Here is a 2,684-nt window from a genome sequence, read left to right on the forward strand (position 1 = left end):
GTTGTGTAGATTACTTTTTGTTCATTGATGTTAAGTAAAATGCGATATCAATTAATTCGTCATAAGACTTAATCGAGCTGGTTTCTACGCGATATTTACCGTTAACCACTAATGTTGGTACACCAGAAATTTTAGCATTTTCAGTATCGCGCTTCATTTTCGACATTTGAGCGTTCACCATAAATGAACTTGCCGCTGCATCATAAGCTTTACCATCTACGCCATTAGCGATAAATATTGCTCTGATATCGTCTGGGCGAGTAAATTGCTGACGCTTGTCGTGGATAGCAGTAAATAGAGCTGCATCCATCTTTTTCTCAACATTTAGCTGCTGAGCGACCGCAAAGGCACGAGACATTTCTACGCCCATATCACGACCAATAAACTCAACGTGCGACTGATTAAATGCCACACCTTCAGGTAAGTTCGCTTCAATTTTATGTACTACTGTTTTAGAAAAATTAAAACAATGCGGACAATAGAATGAGAAAAACTCAGTAATTTCTGGCTTGGCTGTTTCAGGGCCGTCATTAATCACAGTGTAATGTACACCTTCTTTATAATCGGCAGCCATCGCAGCCATCGGCGCTAGCAGTAGTGCAGCAGCCATCAGTAATGCTTTTTTCATTTTACTTCCTTCTAAATAGGCAAAAATATAAATACGCTGGCTCTATCATAGTCTAGCGTTAGCCTGTAACTCAATCGCTAGCCAATTGTATTTGTAACTAAATACTATTAGGTAGTGATTATGAAATAATGTTAATTAAAACTAGGTAAACTCAATGGCGGCTCATTAAGCGCAGATAACTGCTCTTTAAACGCCAGTGTTTGTTGCTCCCAATACTTAATATCGCCAAACCATGGGAAATTCATCGGGAATGCAGGGTCATCCCAGCGCTTGGCTAACCACGCATTATAGTGCACCATCCTGAATGCCCTTAATGGCTCAATGAGTGCCAACTGTTTCGCATCAAAATCACAAAACTCTTGATATCCCTCTAATAAAATATCAATTTGTAATAATTGCTGCTGACGATCGCCAGTCAACATCATCCATAAATCTTGTACTGCGGGCCCTTGCCTGGCATCGTCTAAGTCAACAAATCCAGGTCCGTCTGGTGTCCATAAAATATTACTAGGGTGTAAGTCTCCGTGCAGGCGTATAGAGGTAAAATTGTGCTGCTGCCATATCTGTTTGGCTTTCTCTAAAACTTGCTCTACAACGGTAAAAAAAGCCGTTTGCATCGAACTGGCAACAATACCACTTTCACGTAAATAGCGATAAGACTCATCTCCCAAAATGGCAGGGGTCAGCGATTCACGATATTTAAAAGGCTGCATTGCGCCATATTGATGAATTCGACCAATAAAGCGGCCTACCGATTCAAGTTGTTCAAGATTGTCTACTTCAAATGCCCGCCCGCCAATAGACGGAAAAAGACCAAAACGATAACCTTGATACTCAAATAAGGTTTTACCTTCAATAACCACAGGAACAGCAATAGGAATATCTTCAGCCGCTAAAGCCAAGGCATAATCGTGCTCTTCTTGGATTTGTTCATTACTCCAACGATGTGGTCGATAAAACTTCACCACATAACGAATGCCTTGATCGCAGCGGAATTGGTACACCCGATTTTCGTAACTGTTTAATGCTAATAGCCCTGTCTCAGGGAAGACGCCGATGCTTTCGATGGCATCTAAAATGAGATCGGGTCTCAATGCCTGAAAATGAAACTCTGCGCCTGTACCATTGTCCATGTATACCTTCTTAAGCAGTTTGAATATGTGGGGCAAGTAGCGTTAATAAAAACGCTAGTACGTCTAACTCGTTTGCACTATCGGTGGAAATCCAACAAATATCACCATAAAACTCATAATGTAACCATAAAGGGCTGCCTTCAAAATTCAGTAACCATTGGTGACGATCTGCGCCCCATTGGCGCTCACGAATGTCGCAATCAAGTGCAGCCGCTAGCGGTTCTGCAAATTGTTCAAATTGCTCAAAATCCACTTCTGCTTGAATAACAATACTTAATGCTGCTGGATCTAATTTGGCTGACAATAATTTCATAATCGACTCAGATAAAATACATCAATTAGCTGCTACAAGACATAATTAAGCCTTGTCCCCATTGGGGTGGGCGTTTGGCAAAATCTTCCATCTCGGGTTGTTCGTCAAAAGGACGACGTAAAAGTTGTTGAAGTTGCAATAATTTGCTGTTGTCGCCATTTTCTTCAATCTCGATAATAGCTTCCTGGGCGAGGTAATTGCGCAAAATATATTTAGGGTTGGCACTATTACGCTCACATTGCCACACGTTCACATCCGCAACCTCACCCACTCGGTTTTGATAAGCTTGATACCAAGTATCAAAACCAGCAAGGTCGACCATATCGTCCCGTAAACTAGAATGCGCACTACTCGGGTCCAGCTGGCCAAAACGGCGTAAACTATTGGTGTAATCAAGCTGATTAGTTTCAAGTAATCCGGTTAATTGCCCCACAAGCTGCAAATCTTTATTACCGAGCTCAGCCTGTTCCTCTGCGTTAATAGCATTTGGGCTTTGATTTGGTTGAGAAAGCCCTAACTTAGCGCGCATGAGTAATAAATACTGCTGAACTAATTCAAATTGATACGTATTTAGCGCTGCGATTAAATCGTCAGACTCGATAATAGGCGT

At 41.6% G+C, this 2,684-nt stretch carries 4 protein-coding genes; all 4 read right to left on the bottom strand.

Annotated features, from left to right (window positions below; translation table 11 throughout):
• Window positions 1-10 precede the first annotated feature (10 nt).
• Window positions 11-628, bottom strand: coding sequence for a thiol:disulfide interchange protein DsbA/DsbL (locus CXF78_RS19655; RefSeq protein ID WP_102037704.1), 618 nt, complete (start codon window positions 626-628; stop codon window positions 11-13).
• A gap of 131 nt (window positions 629-759) precedes the next feature.
• Window positions 760-1,761: a serine/threonine protein kinase gene (locus CXF78_RS19660; protein WP_059746325.1), complete on the bottom strand. Its 1,002-nt coding sequence runs from the start codon at window positions 1,759-1,761 to the stop codon at window positions 760-762.
• Between the two features lie 10 nt (window positions 1,762-1,771).
• The gene (locus CXF78_RS19665) at window positions 1,772-2,074 is read right to left on the bottom strand and encodes a DUF3630 family protein (RefSeq protein WP_011635897.1); all 303 of its coding nucleotides are present in this window, start codon (window positions 2,072-2,074) and stop codon (window positions 1,772-1,774) included.
• A 25-nt stretch (window positions 2,075-2,099) separates the two neighbouring features.
• Window positions 2,100-2,684, bottom strand: a 585-nt coding sequence (locus tag CXF78_RS19670) for a protein adenylyltransferase SelO family protein (protein WP_180957224.1), incomplete at its 5' end; no start/stop codon positions are given.

This window comes from Shewanella sp. 11B5 (assembly GCF_002836795.1).
Classification (GTDB): Bacteria; Pseudomonadota; Gammaproteobacteria; order Enterobacterales; family Shewanellaceae; genus Shewanella; species Shewanella frigidimarina.

What these genes read in the sequence shown, in the direction of transcription:
- CXF78_RS19655 (WP_102037704.1), bottom strand. Translation starts at nt 628, where the DNA reads ATGAAAAAAGCATTACTGATGGCTGCTGCACTACTGCTAGCGCCGATG.
- CXF78_RS19660 (WP_059746325.1), bottom strand. Translation starts at nt 1,761, where the DNA reads ATGGACAATGGTACAGGCGCAGAGTTTCATTTTCAGGCATTGAGACCC.
- CXF78_RS19665 (WP_011635897.1), bottom strand. Translation starts at nt 2,074, where the DNA reads ATGAAATTATTGTCAGCCAAATTAGATCCAGCAGCATTAAGTATTGTT.